Below are 18,095 nucleotides of genomic sequence, written 5' to 3' on the forward strand. Positions count from 1 at the left end.
CTGATATTTTTTCATATACCTTTCCTCAAAGCAATTGTGCGCTCAACTATAATTACCATACAAAGCAGAACAATTAACCAGGTGATGGCATTGGCTTCTTTTTGAGTTTTTTGTGGGGCAGAGATGCGGAACATTTTTTCCAGTTGACTCTTGCTTACTGCTATTTGTTGCTGACTCATGTCTAGGGTTTGCAACAATTTATCCAGAATGAATTCTGGTAATCTTCCTGTGCGGACCAAGTTATTTTCTTCCCTTGACAATGGGGCTGGTAGAAAATAAGTGTTTGGCTGCAAACTTTGGCCGATCCGGTCACTGACCAAAACCAGCTTGGCTTTGTCCACACCTTTAGGAACGGTATCGGCAAATAGAAGCAAAGCGGTGCTATCCTCCGAGGCTGAAATCGCCTGGAACTCCAGCCCGTAGACGGCCTCTATGGCTTGAAGGGAGGCTTCAATATGTTTGACCTCCATACTATCCTGAAGTTCTATTTTGTAAGTGATAGGCCCTTCAAATGCGGTTTCGCCCGTAGTAGGTTGAAGGGTGGTTTGTTCCAGTTCTCCTTGAGAATTTAGAATTAGGAATAGCTCATCGCTTGCGGCTATAAACGGCTCTGTTTGAGGTTCGCTTGGTTGCTCGCTTACGAATAAATTGACTTCACTCGGGCTGACCAATACTGGTAGGTTCAAATACTCGGCCTCGGGTCTGATATAAAGGTTGATGTCTTGATTCCCTTCTACCTGTTCCGATAAAAATTCAGGCAATGCCGATCTATTGGTTGCCAGATCCTCCGCCTCCTCCAAGCTAGTGATCGGAGTGGATGACTCACTCATCCAGTAAAGCTGATCCCCTTTTTCCATCGCCTGCTCCAGTTCAAACCTGAACTCTTCCACTAAAGCTGCATCGGGCTCCACTAAATGGACACTGGGTAATTCGTTGTCTTTTTCCAATCCCGGAAAAAATGGTTTACTCAGGATAAACACCACCACCAAAAGCATCAGAATCCTTAGAAACAGTAGGAAAAGATGATCGGGTTTGAATCCTTTTTGTGGTTGTTGCTCCTTTGGTGAAAGCCAGCGCATGGCGGCCCAAGGAAGGGGCTTACCTTTTCTGCTGTACCACAGGTGGATGAGCACAGGGATAATAGCCGCAAGAGCTCCCCAAAGTAATATAGGCTGCAGCAACTCCATCAGTAAAGCTTTCTTTTTTGAAGGTACATTCTCAGGATTTCGGCAATAGGTTGGGAAAGAGTGGTTCTCAACAGATGGACCTGGGGCAGAAATAATGCTTTTTCCAAATTCTGAAGATATTCATCCATTGCTGTCTTATACTTTTCTTTGGTGTATTGGGCATCTATTTCCAAGCTTTCGCCAGTTTCCAAGTCCTCAAAGCGGTAAAAACCTTTAAGGTCAAAATTGATTTCCTGTTCTCCCAACAACTGAAAAAGCACAATCTCTCTTCTGGGTCGGCTCATACTTTCAATCAGGTCCGTCCATTCACGGTTGGTTTGTAAGAGGTCGGAAACTAAGACCACCAGTTCTCTCTCCCTGGACTGTAGGTCTGGGAAAGTTGAATGCTTTTCTGGCCAGCTGCCTTCAGCTTTTACATTCTCCAAGGAGTAAAGCATGCGTTGAAAGGTTTTTCCTTTTGGAGGGACTTCCTGGGTGAGTTGGCCGTTTTTTAAGGTGTAAAAGGAGATTTTGTCATGTTGCTGCATGGCCAGGAAGGCCAAAGATGCCAGCAGGATTTTGGCATACTCCAACCTTTTAACCCCAGCCTCTTCATAGTTCATCGAACCCGAGAGGTCGAGGATAAATTTGATGTTGAGGTTGCTTTCGACGGTGGATTCTTTGATGAGGTATTTGGAGGATCGCGCGAAGAGCTTCCAATCAATACGCTTGGGGTCATCACCAGGCTCATAATGGCGATATTGCTCAAATTCCGTCCCCGAACCCACACGTTTGCCCGCATGTATCCCGCCCTGCAATTCTTGGCTGACTATTCGTGCCGCCAATTGCAAGTTGTTCAATTTGATGAGTTCCGCGGGGCTGTTACTCATTTAAATGGTATGGCTTTTAGGATTTGGGAAATGACTTCATCCGTGTCGATTTTTTCCGCTTCTGCACGAAAATGTAAAGTCAACCTATGTCGAAGTATAGGGTAGATCAGGGTTTGGATGTCTTCCGGAACTACCGCATAGCGCCCTTTGATGATTGCCCTTGCTTTGGAACAAAGCACCAAAGCCTGGCCAGCCCGTGTACCTGCACCCCATTCGGTGTATTTTTTAACAAACTCAACTTCTGTTTGATCCGGCCTGGTGGCGCGGACAAGGGTGTTGATGTACTGCATTAGTTCAGAGCTGATGTGGACCTGTCGAGTAAGTTCTTGGAGCGATTTGATCTCATTTGCAGAAAAGACTGTCGTTTTTTCGGATTTATACGTTCCGGTGGTCCTTTCCAATACGGCCAATTCCTCCTTTTCCGAAGGATAGCCCAGTTTGATATAAAGTAAAAACCTGTCTAGCTGAGCCTCAGGCAAAGGATAGGTACCCGATTGTTCAATAGGGTTTTGGGTGGCGATAATTAGAAATGGATCTGGCAAGGCATGGTCATTACCCGCATAGGTTACCATTTTTTCCTGCATTGCCTCCAGTAAAGCCGCCTGAGTTTTAGGCGGGGTACGGTTGATCTCATCAGCCAAAACTACGTTGGCGAAGATAGGTCCTTTGTTGAATTGAAAGAATTTCTTACCCGTCTGGTGGTCCTCCTCCAGCATTTCCGTTCCAAGAATATCGCCAGGCATAAGGTCTGGTGTAAACTGAATACGCTTAAACTTCATCTCCAATGCCTCAGAGACGGTCTTTACCATCAACGTTTTTGCAAGACCAGGAACGCCTTCCAGTAGGCAATGTCCTCCGGCAAGCAGGGCCACCAGGATTTCTTCCACGGCCTCTTCCTGTCCGACGATGGTCTTGGCAATTTCTTGTTTGAGATTGGGGATTTTAGCTACTAATGCTTTATAATGATCTAATTCTTTTGTGGTTTCCAATTTTATAGGGTTAAAGCGTAAACGACAATGTTGACACCGAATTTGGTGTTGTCTTCCCTCAGGAAGCGTTTGTTGCGGAAATCATAATCCCATTCGCAGCCGTAGTCTTTGTTGCTGTAGAGCACGCCTATTCTTCCGTTGACCAGGATGGCCTTGAGGTAATCGTGGACCAGGTCATCTCCCCAGCCGTTGAGTTCAAAGGAAGTGGTGGGTGGTCCGTCCTCAAACTTGAAAAAGCTGGAATAGATTGCATGGTCATTGGGGATCTTCTGAAGGGCATCATTGCCAAATGTTTTGGCCATTTCAGCCTCAAATGATTTAGCAAAAAGTCCATCTATGTCATGGTTGCAATCATCGGCAAAGACAAAGCCTCCGTTTTGGACATAGGTGCGAAAATTGTTCCTTTCTTGCTCGGAAAATTCAACAAGTTTGTGCCCGCTGATGTAGCAAAAAGGGCTTTTGAAGATCTCCGGGCTGCTGAGCTCTACTATTTTTTCTTTTTCATCAATGGGGATAGTGGTATACTCCACCAGTGAATGCAGCAAATTGGACGGCATCCGTTGGTCGGTATCCCAGTTACCTGAGTTGTATTTGATTCGTGTGAAAAAGAATTTACTCATATGAATTAAGGGGGACACAGAGTTTCACAGAGGCTTCTTCGCGGTTAGAATAAGGTTTCTCGCAGTGGTGCAACGAAATACGCAGCGGGCGCAACGGAATATCTCATCCCTCATCCGACATCGGTCACCCGACATCCCTCATCCGACATCGGTCACCCGACATCGGTCACCCGACATCGGTCACCCGACATCGGTCACCCGACATCGGTCATCCGACATCGGTCATCCGACATCCAAACATCTCTGTGCTCTCTCAGCCTCCGTGGTTATTTAATCAACTACCAAAAAGGACGCAAAAGTTCGCAGGTAACTACTCCCTGTATCCCCTTGCGCCCTTAATTCCAATTAAAACTCTGCGGAACTCTCTTAAAACTCCGCGGAACTCTGCGTCCCTTTGTTTTAAACCGCGTCCGACAAACTCGTAAACGTAAAGTCCCTGATCTTCATCGCCGGGATCATGCTGCCGCTGACCCTTTGTTGCTGACCAAGTTCTTCAATGTTGTTAAGCATGATGATCGGGCTTTCGTTGAAGCGGAAGTTTTTCACCGGGAATTTGATTTCACCGTTTTCAATGTAGAAAGTTCCGTCACGGGTAAGGCCTGTGTAAAGCAAGGTCTGCGGATCCACGGCTCTGATGTACCAGAATCTGGTCACCAAGATACCTCTGTCAGTGCTTCGGATCATGTCTTCCAGAGACTTGTCGCCTCCCTCAATGATGATTCCGGATGGCGGTGCCACTGGTTCCACACCTTGTTTTTCCGCCCAATAGCGGCTATAATACATGTTTTTTACCACACCGTTTTCTACCCACTGGGTGCGCTCTCTCGGCATTCCCTCACCTGTCCAAGGCGTTGAAGGAATGTCCGGATGCGTTGGATCGGAATAGATGTTTACCCTTTCGTCGAAGAGCTTTTCACCCAATCTGGTTCCTCCGCCTTTTTTACTCAAAAAGCTTCTTCCTTCATCGGCGCTTCTGGCGTCCATGCTTCTGGAAATCAACCTCAAAAGGTCACTTGCTGCGGTAGGCTCAAGGATTACGGTGTATTTACCGGGTTCGATGGCCTGTGCATTTCTTGAAGCCTGTGCTTTCTGCACGGCGATGTTGGTTACACTGCCGCTGTCCAATAAGGACACGTCGTTGAAATCACGGATTGCGTATCCTGAACCGGTGCCGTCCTCAGTCCTTACGGTTACCGAAAAGTCCACCGAGGTGCTTTGATTGTATCCGAAATTACCTTTGCTGTTACCAAAAGCCGAAAAACCAGAATAGTCCTCCAAGTAGCCAGCCGCTGTAAGTTGGTTGGCTGAAGTAGGTTCAATGCTATCCGCTGCGGCCTTAGCTCTGAACTCAGGGTCTATTTTATCAGTGCTTTCAGAAAAGGTTCTGGAATCCGCATATTCCTGAGGGCCAAGCATTGGCATGTATTCAGGGTTTTCGGGGGCCAGTTTGGCTATTTCCTCTGCGCGTTCCACTGCTTTTTTCAGGGACTCATCATCTAGTTCGTTGATGGTGGTGGATCCTGATCGCTTGCCATATACGGAAGTAATGGCCAAATTCAACTCATTGGACTCGCCGCTGGTGTTGACCGTACTTCTGGCGTAACGGATATTGCCGGTTTTGCCGCCGGAAATCCTTACATCGGTTTCGTCCGCCGTGGCGAATGACAAAACCTTATCTATAATCTGTTTTGCTTCTTCTCTTGTTAAAACTGCCATGTCGCGTCGGATTAAATGTTTCTACCTGTGTTGATGACATTCACGCCGTTAAAACGGGTGGTGGAGCTGCCGTGGGAAACGGCGCTGACCTGGGAAGGCTGGCCTTTTCCGTCAAAGAAAGTCCCAAACAACCTGTAGTCGTCCTTGTCACAAATCTGTACGCAGGAATTCCAGAACTCCTGGGTATTGGACTGGTAGGCCACGTCATTAAGCATGCCGGTGATTTCTCCGTTTTTGATTTCATAGAACAGCTGTCCGCCAAACTGGAAGTTGTAGCGCTGCTGATCAATGGAATAGGAGCCACGGCCTACGATATAGATACCGTTTTCAACATCCTTGATCATGTCATTGGAGCTGAGTTTATCCTCCCCTGGGCGTAAAGATACGTTTGGCATTCTTTGGAACTGCACTGAATTCCAGTTGTCCGCATAGCAGCAACCATGGGATTCTGGCTCGTCGATGATGTGTGCCTGGTCACGTATGGCCTGGTAGTTAACCAAAACACCGTCCTTGATCAGATCCCATTCTTTAGCTTCCACCCCTTCATCGTCAAATGCAACTTTTCCTAAAGAATGATCTTGGGTCCTGTCAGCTACGATGTTGACGATGTCCGAACCATATTTGAAGTCACCTGATTTCCATTTGTCCAAAGTGGCAAAGCTGGTGCCGGCGTAATTGGCTTCATATCCCAATACACGGTCAAGTTCCAGCGGGTGGCCCACGGATTCGTGAATGGTCAAGCCAAGGTGGTCAGGATCGAGGACAAGGTCATACTTGCCAGGGTTGACGGATTTAGCTTTCAGTTTTTCAGTGGCATGTTTGGCTGCAGCTGTGGCATCCTCGACTATGTCGTAGGAATTGCGGTAACTTACCAAGTTTGAACCAGCTGGGCCTTCGGTTTTTTCGGAAGCAAGTCCATCCAGGTACTCGTATCCCATGCCCATTGGAGCACTTAGGGAATCTCTGGTTTTGAATACTCCAGCTTCACGGTCAACTGCCGTCACGGAGAAGGTTGGCCAGATACGGTGAATGTCCTGATCGATATAGGAACCGTCAGTGGAGGCGAAATACTTCTGTTCGTTGACCATGAAAAGGTTGGAGGTCACAAATGCCGCCCCGTTGTCCATAGCTGCATTGTTGGCTTTGAGCAAAAGGTCGATTTTGTCCTTTACAGGTATTTCGAATGCGTTTTTCTCTATTTCAGTTTTCCAATTGACCTCACCTACTCCTTGCACCGGAGCAAGTTCAACTGGTTCTTTCTGCAGACGGGCATTGGCTTTGGCGATGGCTACGGCAGTTTCAGCTGCCTTGGCAATACCTTCCTTGGTGACGTCATCGGTAGCTGCAAAGCCCCAGGTGCCATCAGCGATTACACGGATGCCAACACCAAAGGATTCAGCGTTAGTAATGTTTTGGACGTTCTTTTCTCGGGTGAATAGAAATTGTCTCAAATATCTGCCGATTCTTACATCGGTATAGGTAGCCCCTTTAGCGCGGGCTGCCTGTAGGGCCACATCCGCGAGCTCCTTTTTGGCGGCGGCATGCAATCCCGGGTTCATCAATTCCTCTGGGCTGACTTCCTTGCCGAAAGCCAGTCCCGGAAGCATCATCGCACCTAATCCTAGACCGGATAGATGGATAAAATCTCTTCTTTTCAATTTACCTCCTTTGTTTTGGTTGAAATAGAATATAAAGGTTAATGCTTTTTTAAAGCTAGATTCTAAATTTAGACGGAAAGTTTGATTATAGCAAACTGGCATTACGAAAGGCTCATAAGCGTGATTTTAGGTGATAATTCCATTTTGGTTAATTCGAAACCATACTGGATTCTTAGAAAAATTCAATTATAAAATCCCATTGCCTCATTTTTTGGATAAAAATAGAAAATATGGTTTTTGGGTAGAATGACATTATTTTTTCTACCAAAAGCATTTATTATACAGGGTAAAAAAATTGATATTTTTTTTGAGGGGTAGGTTGTGAAAAGTGATTTTTCTATGGAATAGAACTTTAATTTTAGCACAAATATTATTGCTTATGAAAGCACCGCGATTAATTACCTTCATAATGGTTTGGTTCATTTGGAGTGCCAATCCAACCGTTTTAGCCAGCGCTGACAACATGTCTTGGCTCCATTTTCAAGGTTCCCTTATTGAAGATACTAATCAAGTCCAGCTTACATGGAGTATGCTGAAGGAGGAAGATCCCCACTTTGTTATCGAAAGGTCAATCAATGGGATTGAAAATTTTGAGGGCATCGGAACGCTTACATATGCTGATGAGATAAATGGAGAGTTTGTATTCCAAGATAGAATTCTTCCCCTTGTGCCTGCCAGACTTTATTATAGAATTAAAGCTTCTTCCCCAAGGGAGGATGTCAGTTACAGTGAATTAGTGATGGTTTCAACCCCTGGAACTCAAGGGTTTTCTAGTAATAGCTGGAGGGTGTACCCTAATCCAATAGTAGATAACACGGCAAGGTTGGCCTATATGAATGAATTCCAGAGAGGCGAGCAGGTCAACGTTAGGATTTTTGATCAGTTTGATAGAAACTGGGAAATTCAGACGGATTGCTTACAACAATTAAATTTTGAACTTAACAAAATGCTGGCCATTTTACCCAAAGGACTATTGATTTTCCATATTCAAACCTCCCAGTCCCAGGAAAGATTAAAAGTGATTAACCGCTGATTTTATGAAGAACGTATACCTCAAGTATTTTAAGGTTAGTCCTTATCCTTCCCTTCTTTTGCGCCCCACCTCTAGGGGCAAGTATCTAATTGAAGATGTGAATGATTCGCTCCTACAGGTTGTAGGAGCGAACAGAGATGATCTAGTTCGAAAGGACTACATAGAATCATTTTATTGCCAGCATGAAGATCAACTCAACATATCTGCGAGTATTCTTAAAACTTCGCTAGAATATGTGAAGACCTACAGAATTCCTAAAAAAATCGAGAAGTTCCATTTTCAGCTGGAGACGACTGATGGACTTTTGGAGGACTATGCCTGGGAAATTGAAAACATTCCTATTTTGGATAAAAACGGCGAGTTGAAGTTTATTCTACAAGTGTCCAAGGAGCTTCCAGCAATAGAGGAAAATATTATTGTACCAGTTGAGAGTCAGTTGGATTTTAAGTTAATGCATGCCTTGATAGGGGTTTTCAGGCATTATCCTGAATTTGAGCAATCATTGGGTAAGGCACTCAAACTGGTGGGAGAGGAGTTGGATGTGGAACGCGCGTACTATTTTGTCAACGGTCTTCATCCCGAGACGGGAAAGCCAGCAACCAGCCAGCAATACGAGTGGTCCAAAGATAGCTATTGGGATGAATCAGAGAACATGGTAACCCAAAACCTGCTGTTTGAGGAGATTGAAGAACTTATTACCCCATTGGTTGACAAGGATCTATTTTGCAAAAATATTTCACAATTGGATGAAGGACATCTAAAAGTGATTCTGGAAAGCCAAAAGATAAAGTCAATTTTCATACTTCCCATCTACGTGGATAACAACTTCCATGGTTTCATAGGGTTTGATGATTGCTTGAGAGAGCGGATGTGGACACTAGAAGAGAAGGAGTTTTTGAGGTGCTTTGCGACTTTGGTAAGCAATGAGATTGAGAACAACCTGAAACTAGAAATGGAACGCTTTGGACTGACCGTGAAGGAAGATTTGGCGACTTTTATTGATCAACCTTCAGGTTTGTCTCAAATGGAAGAGGTCAATTCACATCAATTCTACAAAACGATTGTAGAACATGGGGCGGAATTGATTTCTATCATAGATGACGCAGGTTTGATCTCCTTCATGAGTGGTTCATTGAAAAGGTTACTTGGTTGGAAAGTGGAAAGAGTTTTGGGTAAGGAAGCTTTGTTGCTCGTACATCCTGAGGACCGTTTTCGGGTGATGAAAAAATTGCTATTCATCAATCCCTCCAAACAGGTAAAGTTTCCACCTTTCCGGGTAAAGGACAATTTGGGTTTTTGGAAGTGGGTGGAAGGCACAGCCATCAACCTTTCCCGTGAAAGTATGGTTCAAGGCACTATTCTGCATATGCGGGATGTGACTGATCTGGTAATCAATAATCAAAAGCTCAAGATCAGTAATGAGCGCTTTAGGTTTGCCATGATGGCTACCATTGAGATGATCTGGGACTGGGATTTGACGAAAGACAAAGTAACTAGGAGTAAGGGTTTTCAAAGTCTTCTTGGAAAAGAGGTGCTTCCTGAGATCAAAGGGTGGCTTTGGCTTAAATTTATCCATAAGGATGATATCCAAGTGGTGAAAAACAAGCTAACCACAATATTGGGAGACAAAAACTGTCTTCATTGGAAGCTTAATTATCGATTAATAAGAGCCGATGGTCAGGTGGCACATGTTGAGGATCGGGGCTATGTGTTGCGGGATGAGGAAGGTAAAGCTTTGAGAATGGTGGGCGTCACAGCTGACGTCACCCAAGCTACTCAATTGATGGAAGAAGTGAATAAGCAAAACGCCAAACTCAAGGAAATTGCCCAAGTGCAATCCCATCATGTTAGGGCGCCTTTAGCAAGAATACTTGGGTTGGTAGATATGCTGGACTATGACCTGGAAGACGGCCTAGACAATAAAGAGGAAATTAGGAATGTCCTCGAGTTTATATCCGATTCAGCTAAGGAATTGGATAAAGTGATTCAGGGGGTTATTCGGAAATCAGAGGAAGTGAGAAAAGGTAAGTAAAAAAACAACCACCAAGAGGCAAAGGAGCGCAAAGACTTCTTACTTCTGTTTTTTAAATTTATCAATTAGTTTGAAATTTAAAATGAGGGTGTTTATTCTGTTTTTGGAAAAATAATAATAATGGTATAATATTTTTTTAAATAAATTTGCATTATATTGTTATAAAAATTGTAAGTAATTTTTATGTTATAATAATGTTTATGGTATGAAAATTATTTATGTATATTTAAAATAAAGTTTGCTATGGATGTAATTAAATACCCCAGCGTTTTAGAGGCTAATAACGTAGAATTAAAAAATGTAGCTAGGGATTTGGTTTCTGGAATGAATATTATCCATGAAGACCAAAGCTATCTTGTCGGCGACCTGGCCCTTTCAGAAGGTTTCTCTCCACAGCGGAATATTAACAGTGCTCCGGATGAGGATGATTACAGAGTAATTTTGAAATCGGCACTCCTAATTGCTGGACAGAAATTGGGTAGCCCTATTTCTTTAACCGTTGGGTTTCCATTTTCCACCTATCAGGTATACAAAGACAAAGCTGAATCGCTTATTCTCAAGGAACATGTTATTGAGTTTGATACCAATACCTACAGAGGTGGAGGAAGAAAGAAAGTTGCTTTAGAAGTAGAGCGACTTGAGGTGATGCCTGAAGTGGTGGGATGTGCTATTGGGGTTAGAAATTCAGAACCTCAGGCTACAGGAAACTTTTTCATGTTGAGTTTAGGGTACGGTACGTTTGAAGCAATTCTCAGTACTGTGGGCGGGGTTGTGCAGCGATCAAGTGTCTCTACATATGGAGTGCGGTACGCTGTTAATTTAATGACTCAAGAGCTTATCAAAGAGCATTACTTAGACCTTAAAAATGAGCATCAAATTGACCTAGCCTTTAGCCAAGGGTTTATATTCCTTAACAGAAAGCGGATTGACCTTACAGAGATCCGGAGAAAAGTACTTAAGCAATATTATCAATCCATCATTTCCCCTGCATTGAGAAAAGCTTTCTCTGATCAGGACTTTGCTAAATCCCAGGAAGCTTATCTGGGTGGCGGCGGAGCTAACTATGAAGTTTTGGTGAATTTATTTAAAGAAGAGTTTGATGGAATTCTGAATGTCCACGTTCCCCCTAATCCAGAAAAGCTGGCTTCTTTAGGTTACTGCCATCACAGTGCCGTTATCAGCGGTGGAGCTAAGGACAGAGCAGTTGGACTCGATATTGGTAATTCGTCCACGATTGTCACTACCTTCAAACAAGAGAAGATCGAGGCTGAGGCGGAGTAAAGCTTGAGCGAAATGGAAAGTAATAAAGAAAATAACCACTGAGGCACTGAGGTTACAGAGTTAGTAAGAAGTGGAAAGGAAAATATAACCGCAAACTTGTCCCGTGAAGCTTTTGCGAACGGGAGAGGCAAAGAGGCGCAATGAAATGGTGATTTTTTATTTATACTTAAAATCCCTTTGCGTCACTTAACGCTCTTAGCGGTGAAAAACAAGACCGATAAATAATAAATTTAAACCTCGGCTGCGGCTGAGGTTTTTTTATGTCCAATAGTTAAGGTGGATGTTTTTTAGTGAGGTTTATTAAATACTAGGGTCAAACAGCTTATTTGTTTATTTGATAATGTAATTTATTACTATAAATAATAAATATATTCAAAAAACGGCTGTTTTTATAGTATTGAAAAAGAGGTGATTGTATAATTCGAAGTTGTTAAAATAATTTAAGTTTTTTTGGCTGTTGAAATGGTGTTATGGAAGTTTTACCTGCAAATATCAGGGGTTTTTGGGGTTTTTCAGGAATCGGAGGGGCTGTGATCTGGAAATCTTGTAAAAACCTCGAATAGTTGGCTTTTATGCTTTTTTGTTTTGTCGAAAAGCAAAATCATGACTTTTTAAGGAGCAGGTGTTTTTCATAAAGTTTTATTTTAAATATTTAAAATCATATTTAAGATAGTGTTTATTGGTATAATTATACGATAAATAATTTATTGCAATTGTTTTGTTTTGTAGGTAATTCTGTGATTATACTTGCAGAAGTATGAAAAGAAAGGAATATGGAGACGTCCAGAGAACCTACCATAGAAATACTACTAATTGATTATAAACTTAAATAAGAAAATCATGAAAATGTTTTACAAAATCGCAGCAGTTGCCCTGGTAATGGTAGGCTTCTCTGCAACGGCTAATGCACAGACTGCTTCAGATAACGCTAATGCTACAGCTACCATTATTTCTCCAATAGAAATAGCTAATGTTACCGAACTTTGGTTCGGAGAGATAATTGCAAATGCAGCTGGTTCAATCAGTGTCGGTACAAATGATGATATTGTTGAAGTAACAGGTGTGCAATCTCACGAAAGTGCTACAATACAATCGGCCACTTTTACCATTACAGGTACAGATGGTCTTGCGTATACAGTTGTCCTTCCTGGGAATGAAGAGGTTTCTTTAACCCTCGATGGAGGAACCGATACCATGGATTTGACAGAGTTTGAACACAATTCCGCAGGAGTTATTGGTGCAGGTTTAACTACAGAAACTTTCGGTGTGGGTGCAAAGTTAAATGTAGCGGCTGGTCAAGCGGCAGGTGTTTATACTGGAACCTTCACCGTTGAGGTAAGCTATAATTAATTCCAAAATGATCAGCAGGTTAATCCCGCTGATCATTTTTTTACAAAGAATTATTTAACCGTAAAGAATGAAAGTCAAGATAGCTTCATTAATTGTATATATATCTTTAATATTTGGTGTTAAAGCACAAGGAGATTTAATGATTTATCCCAAAAGGGTGGTTTTTGAAACAATTAGCGAATCAATAGATCTTACATTGGCTAATACTGGAAATGATTCTGCGCAATACCAAATCAGTTTCATTAACTACAGAATGGCTGAAAACGGTAAATTTGAAAAAATTTATGAGCCGGAGGAAGGCCAATTTTTTGCAGAAAATAACCTTCGGGTTTTTCCTAGAACAGTAACCTTGGCTCCAAGGGAATCGCAAAAAGTAAAAGTCCAAGTCTTCCGAGCCAACCAGCTGGAAACTGGAGAATACAGGAGTCACCTATATTTTCGGGCTGTTCCCAAAGAAAAGCCATTAGAAAAACAAAAATCAAATGAAGAGGTGACAGGCATTTCCACCAAACTGGACATGGTGTTTGGCATCAGCATTCCTGTCATCATTGAAGTCGGAAACCCTGACGTAAAATCAGCCCTTTCCCACCTAGCCTTGGACAGGCAACAGCGCTCAACACAATTCAACTTCACCATCCTCCGCGAAGGCAACAAATCCTCCTACGGAGACTTCAAGGTCCTTCACACCGATCAATCAGGAAAGGAAACCCAGGTCGGCACCGTCAAAGGTGTAGCCGTTTATGCTCCTATCCCTCACAGACATTTCTCTATCAAATTAAAGGATGAGGTAGATTATTCTTCAGGTGAACTGAAGGTAGTGTACCATGCCCAGGAAGGCAAAAAAGAAACATTTGCGCAGGCTAGTCTGCAGCTTTAAGACCGGAGACGGAAGACCGGAGACGGAAGACCGAAAGACGGGAGACGGGATGACCGGAGACCGGAAGACCGGAGCACCATTTACAAACCAATAACTATTGCCATTTAACTCTTTCCCATGACTTTATCTTCAAGAATAGCCTATAGTTTTACTCCTCAAGCTCCTTTTCGGGGTTTTTGGTGGGTATTGGGGTTGTTGCTGATAGGGCTGGCGACAGAGTCTCATGCACAGGTGCAGGTGTTTGCTGAGCAACCTGCCAGTTTCGGATCCTTCGTGGTGGGTTATGGTGGTGGCAGCATCCATATCTCTGAAGAGGAGGAAAGAGTAGCTGAAGGTGAGGTCATATTGTTGAATCAAGGATCGGAAGCTATGCCTCCGGTTTTTGCGGTTGAGGCTCCTTTGGGTGCGGTAATCCATATACAACTGGGTCCGGAAGTGATCCTTAAAGGTAGCAATGGAGGTGAAGCCATCTTAAGGATGCACTATCCCTATGCCGGCTCGACTTATATTTCTCAGGTTGCCCCGCCTGATAGAAACTACATTGCCATTCCTGTGAGCCTGACTTTGAACGGGCGATTGGAAAGCATCCCTGGGAATTATTCAGGTTCATTATCTATCACCGTATTAGAAGAATAGCCATGGAAGTTGGGAAAGGGGATCATGGTAAATTTATTGAAATATAGCATAGGTGGGATGGCTGGCTCCTTGAGAAAGGAGACGATATTTATATGTGTGTTCATCGTTATATTTTTTGGCCATCCTGCTTTTTCTACCCCCAAAGATCCCGCAGATGATGATTTTGACGAGGTGCTCCTCATGGTCAAGCTGGCCAAGTTTGGAGGCATGGAAATCCCGGCCGCTATCCGTGGGGAAACAGCCTACCTCTCCGTTACCGATATGTTTGACTTTTTGCATATCAAGTTTGAAGGGGAGGAGAGATTGGAGGGTTTTCTCCTCAATCAAAACGACACCTACACCATTGATCCATATGAACATAAAATCCGCTATAGGGACAGGGAAATAGACCTGCCCCCTTCGGCCTTTATATATGAAGATGATTTTTTATACCTGAGGAATGATTTCTTCGGGGAAGTTTTCGGGCTGCATTGCGCCTTCAATTTCAGGAGCCTATCGGTGACCTTGACCACCCAGTTGGACTTGCCGGTCTTTCGTCAGATGCGGCAGGAGATGGTGCGCAAAAACCTCAACAAGCTGCAAGGAAAAGTGGATGCGGACACCATCATGGGCCGCAAAAAATCCATGGCCAAGCTCCATATGGCCGATTGGGCAGTGATGAGCACCAACTTGATCAGCCCCATCAACCCGGAGCGGCCGGCGTCAAGCGCCATGACCCAGACCCGATATAATGTGGCCCTGGGGGGAGAACTTCTTGGTGGGGAAGTTTTTGCAAACCTGAATGCCTTCGACGGTAGGCCGATTGCCCACCGCAACCAGTTTTACCAATGGAGGTTTGTCAACAACGATCACGATGTTATCAGGCAATTTACCATGGGAAGGATAAATGCAGCCTCTACTTCCACCATTTTGGCTCCGGTGGTGGGGTTTCAGCTGACCAATTCGTCGACCTTAAGAAGGAAGGCTTTTAGTACTTACCGGATCGCGGATCATACCGGGCCGGAATGGACAGTGGAATTGTATGTCAACAATACCCTGATAGACTTTGTGCAGGCTGATGCAGCAGGTTTTTTCACCTTTGAAGTGCCGTTGATCTATGGCAATACCACTATTCAGCTTAGGCACTACGGGCCATTCGGTGAAGAGAATTTCTCCGAGGAGGTGGTCAATGTTCCGTTTAATTTTCTCCCCAAAAATGAAATGGAATACATGATCAGTGCCGGAATCGTGGATAACGGCCTGGGCAGTATTTTTACCAGGTGGACGGCTAATTATGGATTAACCAACCGGGTAACCGTAGGCGGAGGAATAGAGCATTTGTCATCCATCACGCAGCAACCCTATATGCCTTTTGTGCAGTCCTCCATTAAGGTTAGCAACAATATACTTCTAAACGGTGACTACATGCCCGGGGTGAGGGCAAGGGCACTCCTGAATTATAGGTTGCCCCGTAGCATGACCCTTGATGCTTCTTATACCAAGCTTGAAGAAGGTCAGCAGGCCATTATTTTCAATTACTTGGAAGAAAGGAAGCTGGCTCTGACCATGCCAATTCGGAAAAACAATTTCTCGCTCTTTTCACGGATGACGCTCACCCAGATGGTCTTCCCCAACGGTGGGTTTACCAATGCACAACTCTTGCTCTCCAGCAGAGTTTTTGGTGTTCCTACCAACCTGACCACCTTTGGGATCTTCAGAACACATGGGTATAATATGCACTCTATGGTGTCCCAGTCCTATCGCCTGCCATATGCAGTCTCATTCCAGCCCCAGGTCCAGTACAACTATACCGCAAAAAGCATTTCCAATATCAACTTAAGGCTGGAAAAAAGGGTGGGGAGAAAGGCCTTCCTGAACATGTTCTACCAGAACAATTTCCTTTTCCATAACTCCTCTGTTGGCTTGGGCTTCCGCTATGATTTCTCCTTTGCCAATGTCAGTACCCAGGTAAGACAGGCCAACCGTCAAACCTTACTCACCACTACCGCTAGGGGTAGCATGATGTATGACAACCACACCTCCCATTTGGACTTTAACAACAAAGTGAATGTAGGCAAAGGCGCTGTAACAGTGCTTCCATTCCTGGACTTGAACAACAACGGTAAGAGGGACAAAGGAGAGCCTTTGGTATCGGGACTTAAATTGAAAGTAAGAGGCGGACAGGTGCAGTATGACAAGGATGGGGAGGCTATCCGCATTACCAACCTGATCGCCTATGAGGATTATGTGATCGAGCTTGATAAAAGCAGCTTTGACAACATTGCTTGGCGATTGAAACATGCAATACTACAGGTAAGAGTAGATCCCAATCAATTCAAGAAAGTAGAGGTGCCTATTCAGGTAATGGGTGAGGCTGCCGGGATGGTGTATATGGAGACAGAGGGCAAGGGCATAGGCAGGATCAAGATGAATTATTATGATGCCAAGGGAAAACTCATGCACACTACGCTGACTGAGCGGGACGGGTATTTTACTAACATGGAGCTTCCGGCTGGGGACTACCAAGTGATGCCGGATTCGGTTCAGTTGGAGAAGCTGGGATATTATTTCGAGGCAGAGACGACTCATTTTACCATTTCAGAAGGGGAGGAAGGGGATTATCTGGATGATCTGGATTTTATGTTGTTTCAAATTGGAGGAAATAGGGAAATAGAGGGAAATAATGAAATAGAAGGAAATAGGGAAATAGGAAATGATCGAAATAGGGAAATAGGAAATGATCGAAATAGGGAAATAGGTGGAAATAAGGAAATAGAAGGAAATAATGAAATAGATAATAGTCAAGCAGAACTTTTGGCGACACCTTTTGAGGGAATCGATAAAAAAGTGGGGACTGAGGTAAGTGCGGTGAGGTCAAGGCGGGATGCTTCTGGTTTTTCACTTGGGGTGACTAATCCGGAATTTTTGGAGGCTATCAAAATGAAGGATGTGGATGAGCAGAACGAAATTCTTATGAGTTTGGTTAGGGAGCCTGAGGTAATTAGAGTAGGACAAGTGGATGAAGTTGAAGACTTTTCGGTGAAGGAAAGAGGGGTTGAGTCAGGGTTCAAAATCAGGTTATTTACAAGTACAGAATTGCTAAATTTAGATTCGTTAGGCTATCCAGAAGGTCTGGAAGTCATTAATGACAATGGGGTTTATTCCTATTTAAAGGGGTCGTTCCATTCGGTAATGACAGCCAGTTTGATGTTGGAAAATTTAAGAAAACAAGGTTTTGCTGAGGCGGAATTGGTGTATCAGGTAGGAGAAAATAAATACGAGCAAATGAGCAACGTAAGTGAAGCAGGGGTCACCTTTAAGGTACAAGTTTTGGCAAGCAAAGCCAGGTTATCAAAAACACACGGTTATTTTGATGGCTTATCAGAGGTTCAAGAGGAGTATCAAGACGGGTTGCATAAATACTATTTGGAAGCCAAGTCGTTTGAGGAGGCATTGAGTCTCAGGAAGGGGTTACTTCAAAAAGGTTACACCGGGACATTTGTTGCCGAGTACCATGATGGTCAACGGATCTCGTTTGGGATTGACCAGGTTATGAAAACCGACAAGGTTATAGATGCCCAGGATCCGGATACCCATTTTAAGGTTCAGATTTTAACATCCAGGAAGAAGATTGAATTGGACGACCCTATCTTCCAAGGCTTGGATGTGGATTATTATGTGCACAATGGTGTATTCAAATACACCTATGGATCGACTTTTTCCTATGATAAAGCCAAGGAGGAGAAGTTTATGCTTTGGAGAGCAGGGTTTAAGGATGCTTTTATAGTTTCGTTTTATAAAAGGAGGAGATTGGAGTAGGGGTTAAGTAAGAAGTGAAAAGTAAGAGGCAAAGAAGCGCAAGACTTTT

Annotated in this window: 13 protein-coding genes; 7 read left to right on the top strand and 6 right to left on the bottom strand. The window is 43.8% G+C overall.

Going from position 1 to position 18,095, the window contains the following annotated elements:
- Positions 1-11 precede the first annotated feature (11 nt).
- The 6 genes from FPL27_RS04030 to FPL27_RS04055 all read right to left on the bottom strand — a co-directional run bounded on the left by FPL27_RS04030 (position 12) and on the right by FPL27_RS04055 (position 7,039).
- The gene (locus FPL27_RS04030; RefSeq protein ID WP_143959862.1) at positions 12-1,187 is read right to left on the bottom strand and encodes a BatA domain-containing protein; all 1,176 of its coding nucleotides are present in this window, start codon (positions 1,185-1,187) and stop codon (positions 12-14) included.
- Entirely contained in the window at positions 1,187-2,056 is an 870-nt protein-coding gene (locus FPL27_RS04035; RefSeq protein WP_143959863.1) for a DUF58 domain-containing protein, read from the bottom strand. The genes FPL27_RS04030 and FPL27_RS04035 overlap by 1 nt, the downstream gene beginning before the upstream one ends.
- Positions 2,053-3,045 carry an AAA family ATPase gene (locus FPL27_RS04040; protein ID WP_143959864.1) on the bottom strand — a complete coding sequence of 331 codons (993 nt, stop codon included), beginning with the start codon at positions 3,043-3,045 and terminating at the stop codon, positions 2,053-2,055. Before FPL27_RS04040 ends, FPL27_RS04035 begins: the two co-directional genes overlap by 4 nt.
- 2 nt (positions 3,046-3,047) lie before the next feature.
- Positions 3,048-3,665 carry a DUF4159 domain-containing protein gene (locus FPL27_RS04045; RefSeq protein ID WP_143959865.1) on the bottom strand — a complete coding sequence of 206 codons (618 nt, stop codon included), beginning with the start codon at positions 3,663-3,665 and terminating at the stop codon, positions 3,048-3,050.
- 399 nt (positions 3,666-4,064) lie between these two features.
- A complete protein-coding gene (locus FPL27_RS04050) occupies positions 4,065-5,381 on the bottom strand; it encodes a TldD/PmbA family protein (protein WP_143959866.1) in 1,317 nt (438 codons plus the stop codon).
- 11 nt (positions 5,382-5,392) lie between these two features.
- A complete protein-coding gene (locus FPL27_RS04055; RefSeq protein ID WP_143959867.1) occupies positions 5,393-7,039 on the bottom strand; it encodes a TldD/PmbA family protein in 1,647 nt (548 codons plus the stop codon).
- Positions 7,040-7,448: 409 nt separating this feature from the next.
- Here FPL27_RS04055 and FPL27_RS04060 point away from each other — a divergent pair, with 409 nt between their 5' ends.
- The 7 genes from FPL27_RS04060 (at position 7,449) to FPL27_RS04090 (ending at position 18,046) form a co-directional block, all read left to right on the top strand.
- Positions 7,449-8,072 (top strand): hypothetical protein, encoded by a 624-nt coding sequence (locus FPL27_RS04060; RefSeq protein ID WP_143959868.1) that lies wholly within the window; start codon positions 7,449-7,451, stop codon positions 8,070-8,072.
- A gap of 4 nt (positions 8,073-8,076) precedes the next feature.
- A complete protein-coding gene (locus FPL27_RS04065) occupies positions 8,077-10,104 on the top strand; it encodes a GAF domain-containing protein (protein ID WP_143959869.1) in 2,028 nt (675 codons plus the stop codon).
- A 243-nt stretch (positions 10,105-10,347) separates the two neighbouring features.
- Complete coding sequence (locus FPL27_RS04070; RefSeq protein WP_143959870.1) at positions 10,348-11,385, top strand: ParM/StbA family protein; 1,038 nt, start codon at positions 10,348-10,350, stop codon at positions 11,383-11,385.
- 840 nt (positions 11,386-12,225) lie between these two features.
- Positions 12,226-12,735 carry a DUF4402 domain-containing protein gene (locus FPL27_RS04075; protein ID WP_143959871.1) on the top strand — a complete coding sequence of 170 codons (510 nt, stop codon included), beginning with the start codon at positions 12,226-12,228 and terminating at the stop codon, positions 12,733-12,735.
- 67 nt (positions 12,736-12,802) lie between these two features.
- Positions 12,803-13,612 carry a fimbrial biogenesis chaperone gene (locus FPL27_RS04080; protein ID WP_143959872.1) on the top strand — a complete coding sequence of 270 codons (810 nt, stop codon included), beginning with the start codon at positions 12,803-12,805 and terminating at the stop codon, positions 13,610-13,612.
- Positions 13,613-13,729: 117 nt separating this feature from the next.
- The gene (locus tag FPL27_RS04085) at positions 13,730-14,248 is read left to right on the top strand and encodes a DUF4402 domain-containing protein (RefSeq protein WP_143959873.1); all 519 of its coding nucleotides are present in this window, start codon (positions 13,730-13,732) and stop codon (positions 14,246-14,248) included.
- Positions 14,249-14,284: 36 nt separating this feature from the next.
- Entirely contained in the window at positions 14,285-18,046 is a 3,762-nt protein-coding gene (locus tag FPL27_RS04090; RefSeq protein WP_143959874.1) for a hypothetical protein, read from the top strand.
- The last annotated feature ends 49 nt before the right edge of the window (positions 18,047-18,095 follow it).

Origin of the sequence: Litoribacter populi, from assembly GCF_007483685.1 — a bacterium.
GTDB classification, from domain to species: domain Bacteria; phylum Bacteroidota; class Bacteroidia; order Cytophagales; family Cyclobacteriaceae; genus Litoribacter; species Litoribacter populi.

Bases quoted from the DNA above. Each gene is read 5' to 3' on its own strand.
- FPL27_RS04045 (WP_143959865.1), bottom strand. From the start codon at position 3,665: ATGAGTAAATTCTTTTTCACACGAATCAAATACAACTCAGGTAACTGG.
- FPL27_RS04085 (WP_143959873.1), top strand. From the start codon at position 13,730: ATGACTTTATCTTCAAGAATAGCCTATAGTTTTACTCCTCAAGCTCCT.
- FPL27_RS04075 (WP_143959871.1), top strand. From the start codon at position 12,226: ATGAAAATGTTTTACAAAATCGCAGCAGTTGCCCTGGTAATGGTAGGC.
- FPL27_RS04080 (WP_143959872.1), top strand. From the start codon at position 12,803: ATGAAAGTCAAGATAGCTTCATTAATTGTATATATATCTTTAATATTT.
- FPL27_RS04060 (WP_143959868.1), top strand. From the start codon at position 7,449: ATGGTTTGGTTCATTTGGAGTGCCAATCCAACCGTTTTAGCCAGCGCT.
- FPL27_RS04065 (WP_143959869.1), top strand. From the start codon at position 8,077: ATGAAGAACGTATACCTCAAGTATTTTAAGGTTAGTCCTTATCCTTCC.
- FPL27_RS04030 (WP_143959862.1), bottom strand. From the start codon at position 1,187: ATGGAGTTGCTGCAGCCTATATTACTTTGGGGAGCTCTTGCGGCTATT.
- FPL27_RS04050 (WP_143959866.1), bottom strand. From the start codon at position 5,381: ATGGCAGTTTTAACAAGAGAAGAAGCAAAACAGATTATAGATAAGGTT.
- FPL27_RS04070 (WP_143959870.1), top strand. From the start codon at position 10,348: ATGGATGTAATTAAATACCCCAGCGTTTTAGAGGCTAATAACGTAGAA.
- FPL27_RS04035 (WP_143959863.1), bottom strand. From the start codon at position 2,056: ATGAGTAACAGCCCCGCGGAACTCATCAAATTGAACAACTTGCAATTG.